The sequence below is a fragment of the Psychrobacter sp. Ps2 genome (assembly GCF_022129405.1).
Lineage (GTDB): Bacteria > Pseudomonadota > Gammaproteobacteria > Pseudomonadales > Moraxellaceae > Psychrobacter.
The window spans coordinates 82,945-99,213 of record NZ_JADQAM010000024.1 but is presented as its reverse complement, the minus strand read 5'-3'; the positions used below and the strand labels follow the sequence as shown (position 1 = coordinate 99,213).

Genomic DNA, 16,269 nt, shown 5'->3' with positions numbered 1-16,269 from the left:
CCAGTTTCTTAATGTCAGATTGAGTAGTCATTGCTTATTCTCCTATTAGTGGATTATAAGCAGTTACACAGTTTTTAAGAAACTCCCATGCTTGGGTGAGTTTTAGTATTGGGCTAAGTGTTTTATATGTCTTGATAAGATATAATATCTCTTATCAAGACACTCTACTCGGTAAATCGAATAATGTTGATGTTGCTGGTAAGGACAACTGACCGTTTACACAGACCGTATTGTGCAGAATTAAAAATGCACAGTCGGAATGTAGCGCTCTACATTAGAAAATAAAACGACTTGTGCATAAATTAGGGGTTGTAAATTTCATAGGCGTGCCTTTTAACATTGCGAGCTATGCGCTATTGACTCATATGATCGCGCAGGTGTGTGGTCTAGAAGTTGGAGAGTTTGTTTGGACAGGTGGTGATTGTCACATCTATCAAAACCACCGTGAACAGGCTGAGCTACAGTTGACTCGCTCGCTATATAAACTGCCGACATTGTCTTTGAACCCTAAAGTGAAAGACATATTTGCGTTTGAATACGAAGACATTAACGTCAATGACTATGAGTCGCACCCTGCTATCAAAGCCAAAGTTGCCGTATAAAGTTAGTCTGGTTAACTATACTGAATCAGAGCAAAATTTAAGAATATAATAAAAAGGATATATTATGAGCTATGCCCATACCGAAGTTGCCCAAATCGCTGCTATTAGTAGCAATCGCTGTATCGGCAAAAACAATGAGCTACCGTGGCATATCTCAGCAGATTTGCAACATTTCAAAAGCATGACGACCAAAGAAAACGATAGCAAGATTCAAGGTATCGTGATCATGGGTCGTAAGACATTTGAGTCAATGGGTAGTAAACCATTACCTAAGCGTGTGAGCTTCATTGTCACGACACAGATGGATTATGCTGAGACAAAAGGTCTCGCAGATAGCAACAATGCTTATGTGGTACACAATCTAGACGATGCTCTGACACAAGCAGCTAGCCTAGCACATGGCGCGCATCTCGATACGATTTGGGTGATTGGCGGCGAGCGAGTATTTAGTGACGCTCTGATGTATACGGACCGTATTGAGCTGACTCATGTAGATACTGACATTGCTGACGGCGATGCATTTTACCCTGAGTTGCCAGAACGCTTTAAAGTAGCAGACGAATCTGAGCAGATGCATGATGAAAAGAGCGATTTAAGCTTTAAATTTACCACTTATAAAGTAGAAACTGATAAGTAGTAAAAGCCTATTAAAAAAGGGGCAGTCTTGGATAATTTGACTTATCCAAGACTACCCCCTTTTTTTTAATCTCCACACAGTCGTATTTATAGACAACCAATAAAAACTGATGCTTGATAACATCTAATCCATTACTCGTGCAATACTTTATAAACCGTCTTTGCGAGTACTGGTCCGATACCTTGTACGCCTGCCAACTCCTGCTGTGAAGCGCCTAACAGCTGCTGCATACCACCAAAGTGATTGAGCAAGTCACGACGACGTTTCTCACCCAGTCCCGGTATTACCTCTAGCACTGATGATGAGCGACGCTTATCGCGTTTTTTACGGTGAGCGGTAATCGCAAAACGATGCGCCTCATCGCGAATATGCATCAGCAAGTGCAATGCTTTGCTATCCATCGGTAGATCTAACGGCTCATGATTGATAAAGTGCAATACCTCAAGCCCAGCCTTGCGCCCTTCTCCTTTTGCCACACTAATGAGCAAGGTGTCACCAAGAATACCCAATTCAGTTAATACTTCTTTGGCAATACCAAGCTGACCTTTACCACCATCAACCAATAGCAAATCTGGTAACGGCTGTTTCTTGTAACGTCGAGTCAGTACTTGTTTCATCGCAGCGTAGTCATCGCCACCTTGGATATCATGGATAGCATACTGACGGTAATCGCGACGGCGCGAGCCACCTTGATCAAATACCACGCAGCTACCAATGGTCGCCTCACCCATCGTATGTGAGATATCGAAGCACTCAATGCGATCAATCGTCCGATCGGTGACAGTCGCCAGTACGTCTTTTAGCGCGCCAAATCGTGCGTGCAGCTCTAAATAATCGCCAAGCTTGGTTTTTAATGCATTACTAGTATTTAGTGTAGCTAAGTCCAGCCACTCTGAACGATGTTCGCGAACATTGGTCTTGATGACTACTTTATTACCGAAATGCGTTGCCAATGCTTCACTCACTGCCACTTGATCTGGTATCTGATGACTCAATATGATTTCGGCGGGTAAATCATCGGTCACTTGAAAGTAAAACGAAGTAATAAAAGCTGATAAATTGTCTGCTAACGACTCACTACTATCCACATCTGGGAAATAATTTTTCCCGCCCAATACACGGCCGCCACGTACCGTCAGCACGTTCACGCAGGTCATGCCAGCCTGACTGGCAATGGCAATCACATCTGCCTCACCTTGTACGGTATAGACCGCTTGCCTTGCTTGTACTTCGCGTAACATGGACAACTGATCGCGATAAAATACCGCCTTTTCGAAATCTAACGCTTCAGCTGACGCTTCCATCTTTTCAATCAGCGTACTATGGATGTCGCTAGAGTCGCCCTTTAAAAAACGGATGGTATTATTCACATCTTCTGCATACTCTTCTGGCGATACCAAACCGACACAGGGCGCACGGCAACGTTTAATCTGATACTCAAGGCAAGGACGCTGACGCTGCTTAAAAAAGGTGTTGGTACATTGACGCATTTGAAACATTTTTTGCATCAATACCAACGTTTCTTTTGCCGCATGTGCAGAGGGGAACGGGCCAAAGAATCGACCTTTTTGATGATTACCTTTACCGCGACCGTAGGCCAAACGTGGATAAGGCTTATCGGCTGAGATAAACACATAAAGATAGGATTTATCATCACGCAGCAGCACATTATAAGGCGGTCGATGTTCTTTGATTAGATTCTGCTCAAGCAACAGCGCTTCGGTCTCACTACGCGTAATGATAGTCTCAATATTATGAATCCGCGCCACTAGCGCCCGTGTCTTTGGATGATCTATCGTCTTAGCAAAGTAGCTATTTACTCGACTTTTTAGCGACTTAGCTTTACCAACGTATAATATATCGCCGTTCTTGCCCAGCATCTTATACACCCCTGGCAAGTTAGGCAGGCGTTTAATCAGATGCTTAAGACGGGCTTTTTTATCATCGACAGGACTCGATTCTGAGACATTAACCATAGAATTTATTGCTCTTAAAAATCTTAGTAATACTTCTAGTTATGGGGCGGGAGTCATTGTTTTACAAGCCAATTATTATCGCAGCGCTACCCATAAAAAAGCCAGCTTTCGCCGGCTTAGTTTGTTCTATTATCGTTTATCCAATCACATACTACTAATGACGGAAGTTTGCCATCAGTGCTGGGATACCCGGCAGCATACCGACGATAGCCATCACGCCTGTCAGTACCACAAACATAATACCCGGTATGATCCAGCGGCTCATTTTAGTCAAATTTGCACTACGTTCTTTAGAGCCAATCAGTCCCAAGTTATCAAGCAACAACGTGAGCGACCAACCAAAGGCTGGGTTAACCAATGCAGAGGCAAACACCACAATCGCAGCAGATTGCGTGGTTTTACCTTCACGCGTCATCTCCATACCAGCTTCTAGTAATGGAATAAACACCCCAACGATCAAGGCTACACACATCACTGGCTGCCAAATGGCCAAATCCATCGGATAGCCCCAAACTCCTGCGATGATACAGAATAGAGCCGTCAATAAAGCGCCGGCAGGAATCGGACGTTTGGCAATCGCTGCAGGAACAATATACGTTCCCCACGATGACGCAAAGTTGGCACCGCCCAATACAGAGCCGACTACCTGACGAAACGAAGCACTGGTCATCGTGTCATCGATATCCATAAGCACTTTTTCAGTACGTTTAGGATAGCTGATTTTTTGGAATACTTGATGGCCCAAGAAATCTGGCGACCACATTGCCACGGCCAAAATAGCAAACGGCAGTACTACAATGAAGCTTTCAATCGTCGGCAGACCTAACATCCAACCTGTGTTTTCGCCCCACCAATACATTGGATTCATGTTTGGTAGACCTGGTGCTGTTTTGAACGCAAAAGGTGCGCCCAATGCAAATGCAAGACCACCACCTAACACACAGCTTAGCGGAACCGCGAGCCAGCGTTTTTGCCAATGTTCAAGCAATGCATACAGCAGGATAGTCGCCAGAATAATAAAGAAAGCGATATGTGACATGCCAATCCCTTCTGCCCAAGCAAAGAGATTTTTGACCTGTGAGGTAGTTCCGATAAAGCCCAAGTAAATCAAGAGGCCACCGCACACACCCTTACTGGTCAAATTAGCCAGCAAACTCCCACCTTTACTAATCGCGAGGAGCAGACCAAAAGCTCCGATAAGCAAACCAAAAGCCATCGGGTGTCCACCAGCTGCTACCACAATAGGAATCAGAGGAATAAGTGGACCGTGAGTACCTGCAAGGTTGGCCGTCGGCAGTAGAAAGCCCGAAAATAGAATGATAAAAAAGGAGACGATCAATAGCTCATAGCGCACGTTTTCTAAAACAAACGCATCACCTAAGCCGAGTGGACCTGCAAAGGTTGCTGCAATGGCGCCCACCATAACAACTTTACCAATGGTCGCGGCCATTGCTGGAATAGTATCTTCGTATTCAAAACGGTAATCACGGAATGGTAAATTAGGACGCCAACGTTTCGGCTGCATGATTTGTAATTCATGGTTTAAATAAGCATCACGACTGTCGAAACTAGAACTGGACTTATGCAAATCTACATAACTGCCTTGTACTTGACTGTCGTGGTTTACGTTCGAGGTCGGCGGATTAGACCCTGAAGAGGGGGTCTGAGGGTTACTCATCACATTTCCTTGTGTCGATTACATCTTTGATTGACTACACACGCTCTGCTCTAATGTCATAGACCAAAGCGCCTATTACAAACTGCGAACTATTGTATGCCAAGACTTGATGAAATGCGAACCTAAAACCATTTAAAGATACTATGTATCTCATTATAATATATAAACTAAAGTTTCTATTTGAGACAAAATTAACCTTAATAGAAAACTATGAGGAAAAAATCTCTCTGTTATAGATGTTGAATTAGAATAAACGACCATTTTATTGATAATGATTTGCATCTAGATGATTTTTTATCACATAGATGAATAGCAAAGATAGTTATAGTAAATAACGATCGTTACTTGTAAGTGGGCATAAATATGTCATTTCGGTTACGCTTTAGAGCTAGCGGGCTGAGTACTTTTTAATTATGATAAATACTTTTTATCGATTTATTTACCAGTGATACTGTGTAAAACCGCATTATTGATACAATCAAAAAATTGAGAAAAGGCAACAGGACAAGTTTATGAGCGTATTACCTACCAACCTTGAGACTTTGAAACGTCGGGCCAAGCAAAGCATCATGCCATTGCTGACACCGCATTTATTAAAGCTACGCCTTAATACTTATGCACCATACATTGGCGCAGGTATCAAAATCGATCATATTAGTCTCGATCAGGGTTTGTGCGTAGTCAGCATGGGACTAAACACTCTGAACAAAAATATCGTCGGTACTCAGTTCGGTGGTAGCTTATATTCAATGGTTGACCCTTTTTATATGCTTATGCTGATGCATCAACTGGGTAGTAATTACGTAGTGTGGGACAAAAGCTCACACATTGATTTTGTTGCGCCTGGCAGTAGCAAAGTCACTGCACGCATGAAAATACCTAGTTCTGAAATTATTACTATTCAAGAGTTGGCAAAAGAAGGCGAAGCGGTATTCCGTGAGTATAAAGTCGACATCGTGGATGAGCAGCAAAAGCTAATCGCGACCGTCACCAAGACTTTATACATTAGACTGCGCAAATACAGTAAGTCCAAGGAGCAAGTCAACCGCATCGATACCTTTGATGCTCAATAAACTTTAGCTTATAACTGGCGCTATTAGAGCTGATAACTGATAAAACTTAAATTATTAATGCTATACATACAAAAACCCCAATCTAGCTTTCGCATAGATTGGGGTTTCGTCTTTTTTGGTATGGCCCGCTTATTTATAAATAAACCTATGAATAAGGGCTTGTATCTACTATTACCTTGTCTTGAGCTAATCCTAACATTATGGGACTAACTCAAAACGGCAAACTTGTGCTTAGATACCAGGTGCAGTATCAACTGCATCAGGTACGCCAGCGTCAGTTTTTTTCTTAGCAACTGGACGAGCACCAAGTTTTTCGCGGATACGTGCTGATTTACCAGAGCGCTCACGTAAGTAGTATAGTTTCGCACGGCGAACAGCACCGCGACGTTTCACTTCGATGCTCTCGATGATTGGTGAATGCAATTGGAATGCACGCTCAACACCAACGCCGCTTGAGATTTTACGTACGGTAAACGCTGAGTTTAGACCGCGGTTACGCTTAGCAATTACAACGCCTTCAAAAGCCTGTAAACGCTCACGCTCACCTTCACGTACTTTTACTTGTACCACAACGGTATCGCCGGGTGCAAAGTTTGGGCGCTCAAGCAATTGAGCGTTTTCGATGACCTGAACCAATGGATGCTTGTTGCTCATGAGAGTTATCTCCTCACATTAGATAATAGAGGCTTAACGCATATCACCTGTTTGTAATAATTAATCGCATCTCTTTATAGTGAGACACAACGTAAATGGGTTATAACCAACGGCCACTATGTGATGACTCGTTTTATTATTGCTCAAAATTCTGTTTCTTAACTGTTTATCAAACCTAGTAACAATAAAGTCAGATTTTAAAAATCTACTTTTTATCTGCTTTGGCCAATGCTTTCAACCACTTCGCTTGCTCTACGGTTGGAGTAAACGCTTGCCATAAGTCTGGACGACGCGTTTGCGTACGACTGACTTGCTGACTAAAACGCCACTTAGCGATATTGGCATGGTGACCTGAAAGTAACACTTTAGGAACCACCATACCCGCAAACTCATGCGGCTTAGTATAGTGTGGACAGTCCAGCAAGCCATCGACAAAAGAGTCTTGCTCCGCTGACTTATCATCACCCATGATATCGGGCAGACGACGTATCACACTATCCATCAGCACCATTGCTGGCAACTCGCCACCAGTTAACACATAATCACCTAACGATACTTCCATATCGACATATTGTGACAGTAAACGCTCGTCGATACCTTCATAACGACCGCATAATAAAATCATGCCATCGTAATCAGTCATATTGACTACGCTACTTTCACTAAGCGTCTGTCCTTGCGGTGACATATAAATCACCGGACAGTGCTCACTATCGACACGGCAACCATGCTGACTGGCACGCAATCGTGCATCCTCAATGGCTTTCGATAATGGCTCAGCCATCATCACCATCCCAGGACCACCCCCATAAGGGCGCTCATCAATACGGCGATAGTTATCGGTGGTATAATCACGTGGATTAATGCATTCAATCGTAACTTGCTCTTGAGTCACTGCTCGGCCCGTGATTCCAAATTCACGAATCGTGGCAAACATCTCAGGAAAAATACTAATTACGGCAAAATACATCTGATGTCTACTTGCGTTGAGGCTAAAACAATCGGTGTAAGTACTAATAACGTCTGACTAAAAAGCCAGAAACGCTATTAGTAATCACTCGGCCATGCCACAAGCACTGTTTTTTCAGTCATATTGACTTCTATCACAGTTTGCTTATGCCATGGAATCAGGCGTTCTTCATTGTCCAAACTGTCTGAATTTGCCGTTACACGCATGATGTCATGGGCACCGGTTTCAAACATTTCAGTGATATTACCTAGATACTCATCCTGCTCGTTCATCACGCGCAGACTGACCAAATCCGACCAATAATATTCGTCTTCAGCTGTTTCAGGCAGGACGTTTTGTTCGACCCAAACGGTAACACCGTTCATAGTCTCAGCAACATTACGATCAGGAATCTGCTCAAATTGAGCCACAATTCCTGTTCCTTGCTCACGCCAAGCCTTCACAGTTAAAGGTTTCATGCCAGTGGCAGTTTTCATCCACCACGGCTTCATGTCGAATATCGCTGTACGGTCATCCGTATCACTAAATACCCAAAGCCAGCCTTTAATGCCGTAAGGCTTCTTAAGCTGACCAATTTTCATAAGGGCACTAACGTTTGGAACAGATGACATAGCAGCTAACCTAACAATGATTAAAACAGCAATTGCAAAAACAATTGCGTCAAAAGCGATAAACAGTTAATGGCGCACCCTGGTCAGACCAGTTACGCTATGTATTCTAAAGTCTACTGAGTCAAATCATAGTTTTGCTACGAACGTCTCAGTAACAACCAAAACTTAAGCAGTTGCTTCAGTTTTAGCTGCAGACTTGTTGTAAGCTTTTGCTAATGAAGCAACGCGATCTGAAGGTTGTGCACCTTTTGCGATCCACGCATTGTACGCTTCCATGTTTAGGCGTACTGCTTCTTCAGACTCTTTAGCGAGTGGGTTAAAAAAGCCGATGTTTTCAATATAGCGACCGTCACGCGCGCGGCGTTGATCAGCAACAACTACTTGATAAAATGGGCGTTTCTTGGCACCGCCCCGTGCTAAACGAATAACAACCATGTGAATTCTCTCTTTCGCAGGTATACCAAAAAGGGCATAATTATATCACAGTCTTTATTTGTTGAAAACATAAACTGTGCATATTTAATTATTTATTAACAATAGCTTAAATGTCGACCTAAGTAAAATATAACTGATAATAATGGCTTATTTTTAAAGTTTTTCTTTAAGTTCTGTAGGCTACTATGGTTATTTCTAAAGGTTTTACAGTTATTAGATGGTCTAACCCTTAAGCTTAACTTTATATCTATTCCAATAACTATTTGGCTCGCTCGTCGATTGCATACTGTATCAGTACTATTTATTGATTATGCTATTCTATGATATACCGCCATAAATTAACGCACATACTCGCCTTAAGACGACTATGTTTAGAGAACTACAGGCTATATCACACTAACTTTTCTTTTACTCTGTTGGACACATATGATCTCTCCGAACCCAAAGCCGCGTCGTAAAGGTTGGCTGCCACGCTCTTATTCCAACACTTGGCTAACGACCTTAATGGTTGCCTTTATCGTGCTTATCAGTGTGAGCTTATCAATTTTGTTCTTTTGGCGCAGTCTATATCTACCAGAGTTAAAAAACCATGCGCGTTATTTGACGAGTGAGTTGCAGCTGATCAATAGCGTTAACAAAGATTGGCAAGGTCGTCCCGAAGTACGCCAATGGATTTACCAGCACTCTCATGTCGTCGTGATAAACAATCCCAGCGACTTTCCAGAAGTCGCTGACAAGCCATTCGTGAGCTTTTTTACGGACGTACTACAACGTGAAATCGGTGCACAGCTCGGTCGTCCTGTAGAAGTTTATTTTAAATTTAAGCCAACGCCGCAGCTATGGGTACAAGATAGCCGTGATGACAGTTTTTGGGTGCGTGAGCCTGTGGTTTACTATTCACAATATAGCCCGACATTACTGGTGCTATTTTTGATTGGACTGCCTATCCTATCGTTACTCACGATTATTCTGTTAGCCCGTCAATTAAATCGCCCGCTACGCTACCTACAGCGGGCAGCTACTAATTATATTCGTCTCGGTCATGCAACCACACTGCCAACTCAGAAAGGCCCCACAGAAATACGTCAAGTTAATATGGCGTTTAACCGACTGTTTACGACTTTAAACCAAGCGCAAAAAGAGCGAACAATCATGCTTGCCGGCATCTCACATGATTTGCGGACGCCGTTGACACGTATGCGCTTAACTGCAGAGATGCTACCAGATGATTTCTTTCGTGAAGGGCTGATTTACGATATTGAGGATATGGATGCTATTTTGGAGCAGTTCATCTCTTTTATGAAAGATGGTTCTGATGAGCCAGTCAGCTTGACCAACCTAGACACTATATTTAATGAAGTCATGGTGCAGTTTGCGCCAATGAAGTTTGTATATGAGTCAGAATGCGACAAGGTCGTTCCCGTACGTCCATTATCCATCAAGCGTCTGATTATCAACTTAGTCAACAATGCCAATCGTTATGGAAAACCACCAATTTATTTATCGGCAACGGTTGTACCGACATTTATAGAAACTGTCGAAGACGAAGATACCGATGTGGTCAGCGAAAATGTGGTGAACAAAGAAGCTCAAGAACAGTTAGTGATTTGTGTACGAGATTGCGGTGATGGCGTCGCTGACGATCAATTAGAGCGGATTATGCAACCATTTGAACGTGGAGAGACGGCGCGGACTACTCAAGGTAGCGGACTAGGTCTTGCGATTGTTGATCGTATTGCACGATTACATCATGGTACTGTTGAAGCCATCAACCACCCTGAAGGTGGACTACAAGTATGCGTACGCATTCCCCTACTCTCTAAAGTCGCTGGAGATACTACGTTAGCGGCTGACGTAGACGAAGTATCTGAGGTAGACAGTACAGCGCCAAATTTAAAATAGTGATAAGACTTCAATCTGAATAAGCAAAGAGGTAAACGCTAGTCTTTGCTACCAATAGCCGGCGGAATATACTCAGCACTGTTAGTGAAAGCTAATGGCTGGGTAATTTCAGCCTGAGCTGTTTGTAGTGTTTGGGTCGTTGACGGCTGTTTTAAAAATAAATAATAGCCTAGCGTAATCGCATTCAACACTACCAAGCCACCAAATAAATATGGCATCCTATGCCTCCTATGACATTGTCCAACTGTCTTAAAAATAGCGACAAGTGCGTCACCTAGCTATAAAGCGCTATCGTGTTATACCGTTAAGATGACGCTGATTGTCTTTAGGAACATGACTAATAATTATGGCCTAGCCTGATAATTTAGTCTGATGATTTAGTCTGATAGCTTGCTCTTATAGCTTAGCCGTATAACTTGGTCTAATCTGACAACTTAGTATCGAAGTCGCGCTCGCTTTTCTCCTGCGTCAATTCATCAGCAGCCAGAATTTGCGTCAATGGTTTGATAGGCCATGTCATCACAAACCTTGCACCGCCCAACTCACGGCTCTCATCTACTTTCATACTACCATTAAACCAAAAGGCAATGCGCGATACAATAGACAAGCCTAGACCATAGCCACCTGACGCGCGTGTACGGCTGTCATCTAAGCGTGAGAATGGAATGAATACTTTTTCGCGATCTGCTTCAGGAATACCATGTCCATCATCTTCGACACTAACGAAGGCATTGCCTTTTTTGACACCTGCACTAATGATAATGGTTGTTTCTGCATAGCGTAACGCATTACCTGCAAGGTTCTGAATCACACGGTGTAAGTAGCGTCTATCCGCAACTGCTGTGACTTTTGCATTTGGCAGACTGGTTACTATTTTGATAGATTTACCTAGCGCATTGGTTTCGCGCTCGATCTGCTCTAACAGCTCTCTTAAGTTTACTGGTTCTAAATCTAACTTTGGTGACCCTTCCTCAAGCTTAGCATAGGTCAAGATCTCATCAATCAAACCATTAAGCGATTCAATATCTTCATCAATATAGTCACGCTGCATAAAACGTGAGTCTTCGTCATCCGTATCAGCAAGCATATCTACGGCAAATCGAATACGAGCCACTGGAGTACGAAGCTCATGTGAAACCGCTCGGGTAAGCTCTCGCTGTGATTCAATCAAACGCTTAATATGCGAGGTCATGGAATTAAAAGTTGCTGACAAACGTGCTATTTCATCTTGACCAATAACCTGTACTTGAATATCAAGGTTACCTTGACTGACCTCATTCACACCTACCTGAATCAATTGCAGCTTACGTTCAAGCGGGAAGATGAGTGCATATACACCTAAGCTAATTAGGAACATACTGATAAGAATCATACTAATAATTAAGTTAAGCGGGAACCAGTTAAATAACGGTATAGGCCCAATTAAAATTGCCATATCATTGATTTCAGAGGGTACTATTACCCTAATAGCAGAGTTACTCGTACTACTGTTAGTATCTTGCAGTGATATGACGACTTCATCACGACGCAGACGAGCCATCTGATCTGAATCTAACTCAAGCGTATTAACTGCTTTAAACGCTAAAGGAAAAGAAAACTTTTTCTCCAATTCAGCCAAACGTGCGCGCTTGTCCGATAGTGTCATGTGATAAGACAAATCATCTAACAGAAATACCGCGATTGCCCGTACTTGCTGCTCAGTAACCTGTGAGATTCTCGCTGTTAAAACACTCTTGTTGTCCGGCAAACGATAATAAACATCTGCATATACAGGCTGGTTGAAATAACGTACAACGGTATTATCATTTTTAAAACGGCGTAACTCACTGGCGCTAAAATCTACTTCGTCAATAGGCAAGACTTTAAAAGTAGTACCAAACAAACTACTCGCATCTGATAACCAATATTCACGCTCTTCTTCGCTATTTTGGTGAGAGATTCCTTCACTCACCAAATGGAACGCCCCCATTGCCATATTTTCACGATAAGACTGCACACGCTCCTTATTAATGGTATCCATCAATAACTGCGCAAACAGTGCCACACATAAGCAGACTATAAGTAGCCCAGCATAGATACGAACAAAAATACTGTGTTTTAAAGAAGAGACTAATGACATACGTGCCGTGACCAACTTAATAAATGGAAATTGCTAATACCATCAAACATATAGGTAGTGCTATGTGTTTGATGATATCGAGCATTATCGAATAGGGATAGACTTTAACTTTGACTTTTAATTACCGCATTTTAATTCATATGCAGCAATCATCCAAAGACTTATATGTATGACATATATTTAGTCAGCGTCTATAATAATGGGTTAATTAAACCACATAACACTGCATTTAAGTTTAAAAATTAAGATTTAGCCACAAAAAAACCAGCATCGTTGCTGGCTTTTTCGAATAGTGATTAATAATTAATCAATGTACAGAAGCAACAATATTAGTTGCCTTCTTTTACGAATAGATAGCCTTTACTACGTACGGTCTTAATACGCTTTGGATTTTCTGGATCATCACCGATTTTTGGACGAATACGTGAGATACGTACGTCAATTGAACGATCTTGACCATCATACTCAATACCGCGTAGACGCTCAAAGATATCTTCACGAGATAGAATACGACCTGCATTAGAAGCAAGTAACCATAGTAGATCATATTCAGCACTGGTGAAATCAACCAACTCATCACCTAGGTTAACTGAACGACCACCGTTATCAATTACTAACTCGCCAAACTCTAGACGTTGTGGCACGTCTTCTGATGGTGCATTTTCTGAGCGGCGCAGTAGCGCACGAATACGTGCAAGCAATACACGTGGCTGAGCAGGCTTGGCAACATAGTCGTCAGCACCCATCTCAAGACCCAATACCTGATCCATGTCTTCAGTACGTGCAGTCAACATCAAAATTGGATTTTGATAGTGCGGGCGTACTTCACGGCATACGGTCAAACCATCGCTACCAGGTAGCATAACATCAAGTACAACCATATCTGGCTGCTCATTGACGATACGGCGAATAGCACGATTACCATCAGTTTCAATTGCCACTTCTAAACCATTCTTGACCAAGTAATCTTGAGTCAGCATGGCCAGACGCTCATCATCTTCAACAATCAAGATTCGGGGGGTGTTGTCTTCTTCATTCGTTGTCATTGTTATATCCTCTAATACATCTAATTTAAAAGCAGTAAAAGTAAGAGCGGTAAAATTAATAGCACCATATAGTGGCACAATTGATGTTCGTATAGCTGTTACAAACTTGGTAGCACAGTATACTATTAAATTATCAGCTTCCTATACTATAGCTGATAGTCGGTAACAAAACCTATAAACTACCCCTATCAAAACTTTAGTTTGCGTCCAGAAATTACGTCAATTACTTCGTTACTACATCGCAATTTGTATTATCTATCGTTTGCTGATTAGCCAAACCATCGAGCCAACATTATCGCGTACAGTTACTGCTCGTTACTTATAATACGTTATGTCTAATATAACCATATATTAACGTTGTCGCCAGTGTCTTTTTAAGAAAATTCCAATAGGCGATGATTCATTGATAATAAAAGATTTTTCCTGAGAATAGATTGAACTACCACAAATACTATCCAAGTAATAACCGTGTGTATTTACCGCAGAACCGTTAATTTCATAATGAATAGACATAAAAAAACAGCCCATATAATGGACTGTTTTTTATCATTACTTATAGCGATAACTCTAAATGACTAGCTATAGCTATCAGTAGTAAATTACGCGCGGTTTTTGTACTTACGAATAGTCTGTAATTGTCCTACTGACTCTGCAAGTGAGGCCAAAGCCGCATTGGTTTGTAGCGTATCAGACTGATTAACTAGCATTTGCTCAGCCTTTTTACGTGCTTCAACGATTTTGCTTTCGTCAAGATTGTGTGCACGCATGGCTGTATCAGCCAATACCGTAACCATCTTAGGCTGTACTTCTAGTACGCCACCTGAGACGTAAATTACTTCTTCTTCACCGTTTGGTGTTTGCACTCGCATTGCACCTGGCTTTAGCAAAGTAATAAGCGGTGTGTGACCTGGCAATACACCAATCTCGCCTTCGGTACCAGTAGCTATTAACATGCTAATTTCGCCTGAATACAACTCTTCACGAGCACTTACGACGCGACATTGTAATGTTGCCATACTTAATTCCTTACCATCAAAGCGCGATCAAAAAACAGTAAAACTGCGATGCGTTACTGAAGAGTAGATACAAGGTTTATATTATATCTACTCGTTAGCTTATGCTCATACAACTTACGCTGACTTAGACTTCATTTTTTCAGCTTTAGCGACTACTTCATCGATGCTACCAGCCATGTAGAACGCTTGCTCTGGTAGGTCATCGTATTCACCAGCGATGATTGCTTTAAAGCTAGCAATGGTATCGCGTAGTGGTACGTATTTACCAGGTGCACCAGTGAAGACTTCGGCTACGTGGAATGGCTGAGACAAGAAGCGCTGAATCTTACGAGCACGATAAACAACCAGTTTATCTTCTTCTGATAACTCATCCATACCCAAGATAGCGATGATGTCTTTAAGCTCTTTATAACGCTGTAGAACTTCCTGAACACCACGAGCAACATTATAATGATCTTCGCCGATTACTTGTGGATCTAGCTGACGTGATGTTGAATCCAATGGATCAACCGCAGGATAGATACCTTGTGATGCGATATCACGGCTTAGTACAACTGTTGCATCCAAGTGAGCAAACGTTGTAGCAGGTGATGGATCGGTCAAATCATCCGCAGGTACGTATACCGCCTGAACTGAAGTGATAGAGCCTGACTGGGTTGACGTAATACGTTCTTGTAGTAAACCCATCTCTTCAGCTAGTGTTGGCTGATAACCAACCGCTGATGGCATACGACCAAGTAGTGCTGATACTTCTGTACCCGCTAGTGTATAACGGTAGATGTTATCAACAAACAATAGGACGTCACGACCTTTGCCAGTAACAGGATCTTTGGTATCACGGAAGTACTCAGCCATGGTCAAACCAGACAGTGCAACACGTAAACGGTTACCCGGTGGCTCATTCATCTGGCCATACACCATTGCTACTTTAGACTTACTGAAGTCTTCAGTGTTTACAACGCCAGCTTCCTGCATTTCGTGATAGAAATCGTTACCTTCACGAGTACGCTCACCAACACCAGCAAATACTGACAAACCTTCATGTTTTAGAGCGATGTTGTTAATCAGCTCCATCATGTTAACGGTTTTACCAACACCAGCACCACCGAACAGACCAACTTTACCACCTTTAGCAAACGGGCAAAGTAGATCGATAACTTTAATACCAGTCTCTAGTAGCTCAGTACTGTTCGACTGATCCGCGTAGCTTGGCGCTTCACGGTGGATAGACCATTTTTCGTCAGCAACAACAGGACCTTCTTCATCGATAGGACGACCAAGAACATCCATGATGCGACCTAGCGTACCAGTACCTACAGGCACAGAGATAGGTGCGCCAGTATTAGTAACAGGTAGGTTACGCTTTAAACCTTCGGTTGAACCCATTGCAATAGTACGTACAATACCGTCACCCAGCTGTTGCTGTACTTCTAGGGTAGTTTCGGTACCGTCTACTTGCAAGGCATCAAAAATTTGAGGAACTTCATTACGGTTGAACTCAACGTCAAGAACCGCGCCAATAATCTGTACAATACGACCGCTACTCATTG

15 protein-coding genes are annotated in these 16,269 nt (G+C 42.4%); 4 read left to right on the top strand and 11 right to left on the bottom strand.

The window, feature by feature from the left end:
* The first annotated feature begins 293 nt into the window (after nucleotides 1-293).
* Together thyA and I3254_RS01330 are read left to right on the top strand one after the other, a co-directional pair.
* Nucleotides 294-602 (top strand): thymidylate synthase, encoded by a 309-nt coding sequence (gene thyA, locus I3254_RS01335; protein WP_346015364.1) that lies wholly within the window; start codon nucleotides 294-296, stop codon nucleotides 600-602.
* Between the two features lie 64 nt (nucleotides 603-666).
* Nucleotides 667-1,239: a dihydrofolate reductase gene (locus tag I3254_RS01330; RefSeq protein ID WP_201572239.1), complete on the top strand. Its 573-nt coding sequence runs from the start codon at nucleotides 667-669 to the stop codon at nucleotides 1,237-1,239.
* Between the two features lie 131 nt (nucleotides 1,240-1,370).
* Here I3254_RS01330 and uvrC read toward each other — a convergent pair whose 3' ends face one another.
* Nucleotides 1,371-3,215, bottom strand: coding sequence for an excinuclease ABC subunit UvrC (gene uvrC, locus I3254_RS01325; protein ID WP_238050593.1), 1,845 nt, complete (start codon nucleotides 3,213-3,215; stop codon nucleotides 1,371-1,373).
* Between the two features lie 154 nt (nucleotides 3,216-3,369).
* Nucleotides 3,370-4,893 carry a DUF3360 family protein gene (locus tag I3254_RS01320; RefSeq protein WP_238050591.1) on the bottom strand — a complete coding sequence of 508 codons (1,524 nt, stop codon included), beginning with the start codon at nucleotides 4,891-4,893 and terminating at the stop codon, nucleotides 3,370-3,372.
* Nucleotides 4,894-5,405: 512 nt separating this feature from the next.
* On the opposite strand from I3254_RS01320, the gene I3254_RS01315 reads away from it, so the two are divergent.
* Complete coding sequence (locus tag I3254_RS01315) at nucleotides 5,406-5,966, top strand: DUF4442 domain-containing protein (protein WP_102093128.1); 561 nt, start codon at nucleotides 5,406-5,408, stop codon at nucleotides 5,964-5,966.
* Between the two features lie 231 nt (nucleotides 5,967-6,197).
* Here the strand turns inward: I3254_RS01315 and rplS are convergent, their stop codons facing one another.
* The 4 genes from rplS to rpsP all read right to left on the bottom strand — a co-directional run bounded on the left by rplS (nucleotide 6,198) and on the right by rpsP (nucleotide 8,636).
* Nucleotides 6,198-6,620 carry a 50S ribosomal protein L19 gene (gene rplS, locus I3254_RS01310; protein ID WP_238050589.1) on the bottom strand — a complete coding sequence of 141 codons (423 nt, stop codon included), beginning with the start codon at nucleotides 6,618-6,620 and terminating at the stop codon, nucleotides 6,198-6,200.
* A 205-nt stretch (nucleotides 6,621-6,825) separates the two neighbouring features.
* The gene (trmD, locus tag I3254_RS01305; RefSeq protein WP_238050587.1) at nucleotides 6,826-7,590 is read right to left on the bottom strand and encodes a tRNA (guanosine(37)-N1)-methyltransferase TrmD; all 765 of its coding nucleotides are present in this window, start codon (nucleotides 7,588-7,590) and stop codon (nucleotides 6,826-6,828) included.
* 77 nt (nucleotides 7,591-7,667) lie between these two features.
* Entirely contained in the window at nucleotides 7,668-8,201 is a 534-nt protein-coding gene (gene rimM / locus I3254_RS01300; RefSeq protein WP_238050585.1) for a ribosome maturation factor RimM, read from the bottom strand.
* 165 nt (nucleotides 8,202-8,366) lie between these two features.
* The gene (gene rpsP, locus I3254_RS01295; RefSeq protein WP_238050583.1) at nucleotides 8,367-8,636 is read right to left on the bottom strand and encodes a 30S ribosomal protein S16; all 270 of its coding nucleotides are present in this window, start codon (nucleotides 8,634-8,636) and stop codon (nucleotides 8,367-8,369) included.
* A 426-nt stretch (nucleotides 8,637-9,062) separates the two neighbouring features.
* On the opposite strand from rpsP, the gene I3254_RS01290 reads away from it, so the two are divergent.
* Complete coding sequence (locus I3254_RS01290) at nucleotides 9,063-10,538, top strand: ATP-binding protein (RefSeq protein ID WP_238050582.1); 1,476 nt, start codon at nucleotides 9,063-9,065, stop codon at nucleotides 10,536-10,538.
* Nucleotides 10,539-10,576: 38 nt separating this feature from the next.
* Here the strand turns inward: I3254_RS01290 and I3254_RS01285 are convergent, their stop codons facing one another.
* The 5 genes from I3254_RS01285 to atpD form a co-directional block, all read right to left on the bottom strand.
* Complete coding sequence (locus I3254_RS01285; protein WP_057761990.1) at nucleotides 10,577-10,756, bottom strand: hypothetical protein; 180 nt, start codon at nucleotides 10,754-10,756, stop codon at nucleotides 10,577-10,579.
* A gap of 203 nt (nucleotides 10,757-10,959) precedes the next feature.
* Complete coding sequence (locus I3254_RS01280; RefSeq protein WP_238050581.1) at nucleotides 10,960-12,657, bottom strand: ATP-binding protein; 1,698 nt, start codon at nucleotides 12,655-12,657, stop codon at nucleotides 10,960-10,962.
* Nucleotides 12,658-12,986: 329 nt separating this feature from the next.
* Nucleotides 12,987-13,703 (bottom strand): response regulator, encoded by a 717-nt coding sequence (locus I3254_RS01275; RefSeq protein WP_057761994.1) that lies wholly within the window; start codon nucleotides 13,701-13,703, stop codon nucleotides 12,987-12,989.
* A gap of 599 nt (nucleotides 13,704-14,302) precedes the next feature.
* Nucleotides 14,303-14,719 carry a F0F1 ATP synthase subunit epsilon gene (locus tag I3254_RS01270; RefSeq protein ID WP_057761996.1) on the bottom strand — a complete coding sequence of 139 codons (417 nt, stop codon included), beginning with the start codon at nucleotides 14,717-14,719 and terminating at the stop codon, nucleotides 14,303-14,305.
* A 114-nt stretch (nucleotides 14,720-14,833) separates the two neighbouring features.
* Nucleotides 14,834-16,267: a F0F1 ATP synthase subunit beta gene (gene atpD, locus I3254_RS01265; protein ID WP_057761998.1), complete on the bottom strand. Its 1,434-nt coding sequence runs from the start codon at nucleotides 16,265-16,267 to the stop codon at nucleotides 14,834-14,836.
* Nucleotides 16,268-16,269 lie beyond the last annotated feature (2 nt).